The sequence below is a fragment of the Sphaerochaeta halotolerans genome (assembly GCF_003429665.1).
GTDB lineage: Bacteria > Spirochaetota > Spirochaetia > Sphaerochaetales > Sphaerochaetaceae > Sphaerochaeta > Sphaerochaeta halotolerans.
In genome coordinates this window covers 1,908-5,026 of record NZ_QUWK01000027.1, presented here as the reverse complement: position 1 = coordinate 5,026, position 3,119 = coordinate 1,908, and the positions used below count along the sequence as shown (strand labels likewise).

General features: G+C 59.3%; 2 rRNA genes. Both read right to left on the bottom strand.

Annotated elements, in window-relative coordinates:
• Positions 1–78 (bottom strand): 5S ribosomal RNA (gene rrf, locus DYP60_RS13710); the annotation flags it as partial.
• A 73-nt stretch (positions 79–151) separates the two neighbouring features.
• Positions 152–3,092: ribosomal RNA gene (locus DYP60_RS13705) — 23S ribosomal RNA — on the bottom strand.
• Between the last annotated feature and the right edge of the window lie 27 nt (positions 3,093–3,119).

Sequence of the window (3,119 nt, the reverse complement as noted above, 5' to 3'; positions counted from 1 at the left end):
AGTACCATCGGCGTGAGGGTGCTTAACTTCCGTGTTCGGGATGGGAACGGGTGTGTCCACCCTGCTGTGGCCACCGGGCCGGCCAACGCCTGGGAGCGCGAGGGGACCTCGCACGACCGGCCTTGGCGGCCCTCGGGACTGGAACGATGATATGGTCAAGCCTCTCGGATGATTAGTACCGGTGGGCTGAACACGTTGCCGTGCTTGCACCCCCGGCCTATCGAACAGGTGGTCTGCCTGTTTCCTTGTGCCCGCTTTGTGCGGGTGGGATGTCTCATCTTGGGGAGGGCTTCCCGCTTAGATGCTTTCAGCGGTTATCCCTTCCGAACGTAGCTACCCGGCAGCTGCCGTTGGCACGACAACCGGTACACCAGAGGTTCGTCCACTTCGGTCCTCTCGTACTGAAAGCAGAACCCCTCAGACATCCAACGCCCATGGCAGATAGGGACCGAACTGTCTCACGACGTTCTGAACCCAGCTCGCGTACCGCTTTAATTGGCGAACAGCCAAACCCTTGGGACCTGCTCCAGCCCCAGGATGCGATGAGCCGACATCGAGGTGCCAAACCTTGCCGTCGATATGAACTCTTGGGCAAGATCAGCCTGTTATCCCCGGAGTACCTTTTATCCGTTAGGTGACGGCGCTTCCACTCGCTACCGCCAGATCACTAAGACCTACTTTCGTACCTGCTCGGCCTGTTTGCCTCGCAGTCAAGCCACCTTGTGCCTTTACACTTGAGGGATGATTCCCAACCATCCTAAGGTGACCTTCGCGCGCCTCCGTTACTCTTTGGGAGGCGACCGCCCCAGTCAAACTTCCCGCCTGGCACTGTCCCGCGGCCGGATCACGGCCGCGGTTAGGGAATTGGACAGGCAAGGGTGGTATTTCACCAGCGGCTCCGCGCAGGCTGACGCCCACGCCTCGCGGCCTCCCACCTATCCTACACATCCCTGTCCAAGTCCCCATGCCAAGTTGAAGTAAAGGTTCACGGGGTCTTTCCGTCTAACCACGGGTACCAGGCATCTTCACCTGGACTTCAATTTCACCGGATTTCGCGTTGAGACAGCGCCCATATCGTTACACCATTCGTGCGGGTCGGAACTTACCCGACAAGGAATTTCGCTACCTTAGGACCGTTATAGTTACGGCCGCCGTTTACTGGGGCTTGGATTCGCTGCTTCGATCGCTCTGACAACTCCTCTTGACCTTCCAGCACCGGGCAGGTGTCAGTCCATATACTTCCCGTTGCCGGTTCGCATGGACCTGTGTTTTTGGTAAACAGTCGCATGGGCCGTTTCTCTGCAACCCCCTTGCGGGGGCCATACTTTTCCCGAAGTTACGTATGCATTTTGCCGAGTTCCTTAACGCGAATTCTTCCGTGCGCCTTCGCATTCTCAGCTCGCCCACCTGTGTCGGTTTTCGGTACGGTCCCCCAGGGCCGTTCCTTAGGGATTATTTCTCGGCACGACGACTACGCGCACTTCGCCCCACCGTGGTGCGGCTCGCTCGCGGCTCACCTCGGCACCCGGATTTGCCTGGGTGCCTCATCGGCTCGCCGTTGAGGCCGGGACTACCGTCGCCCGGCTGCGTTTCGCCCTATGCGTCATCCCATCGGAACCCTGGGAGGTGCGGGAATGTTGACCCGCTTCCCATCGGCTACGGCTCTCGCCCTCGCCTTAGGGGCCGACTGACCCTTGGGTAGATTGCCTTTACCCTGGAAACCTCGGGCTTTCGGCGGACGGGGATCCCACCCGTCTTTTCGTTACTCATGCCTGCATTCTCTCTTCCGTCCCGTCCACACGGGCTTGCGCCCCTGCTTCTTCCGTTCACGGAATGCTCTCCTACCGACAGCACCCCAGGGGTGCTGTCCCGCGGCTTCGGTGCCGTGCTTAGCCCCGTTACATTGTCGGCGCATGACTACTCGACCAGTGAGCTGTTACGCACTCTTTGAAGGGGTGGCTGCTTCTGAGCCAACCTCCTGGCTGTCTGTGCAGTCATACTTCCTTTCCCACTCAGCACGACTTTGGGACCTTAGCCGGCGGTCCGGGCTGTTTCCCTCTCGACGACGGCCCTTATCAGTCGCCGTCTGACTGCCGCACATTGTATCGCGGTATTCGGAGTTTGGTTAAGCTCGGTACCCAGTGACGGGCCCTCACCTATCCAGTGCTCTACCTCCGCGACAATCAATGCGACGCTAGCCCTAAAGCTATTTCGGAGAGTACCAGCTATCTCCAAGTTTGTTTAGTCTTTCGCTCCAAGCCACAGCTCATCCCAACCCTTTTCAGCGGATTTAGGTTCGGCCCTCCACAGGATTTCACTCCTGCTTCAGCCTGGCCATGGCTAGATCACTTGGCTTCGGGTCTACCGCACACGACTGAACGCCCTGTTCAGACTCGGTTTCCCTGCGGCTCCGGGACTTCCCTCCCTTAACCTCGCCGCATACGGTAACTCGCAGGCTCATTCTACAAAAGGCACGCCATCACCCCCTGAAGGGCTCTGACCGCTTGCAGGTCCACGGTTTCAGGTTCTCTTTCACTCCCCTCCCGGGGTCCTTTTCACCTTTCCCTCACGGTACTATGCGCTATCGGTAGCTGCCGAGTATTTAGCCTTGGAGGGTGGTCCCCCCTGCTTCCGGCAGGATTTCTCGTGTCCCGCCGTACTCAGGCAGTGCGGCCATGCAGCCACGGGCGTTTCGCGTACGGGGCTTTCACCCGCTCTGGCCGGCCTTCCCAGGTCCGTTCCGCTACGCTCGTGGTTTCTCACTGCACGGGTAAACCCCGCCGCACCCCTACAACCCCGCGCACCCGAGGGCACGCGGTTTGGGCTCCTCCCCGTTCGCTCGCCGCTACTGGGGGAATCTCGTTTGATTTCTACTCCCGCCGGTACTTAGATGGTTCACTCCCCGGCGTATCTCCCATGCACCCTATGTATTCACGTGCATGTGCATGTCATCCAGACTTGCGGGTTACCCCATTCGGACATCCGCGGATCTCTGGGTATTGGCCCCTCCCCGCGGCTTTTCGCAGCTTGTCGCGTCCTTCTTCGCCTGGCAGCTCCTAGGCATCCTCCGTGGACCCTCTTTTCACTTGACCATATCATTCTTCCAATCCCTGCGCTAT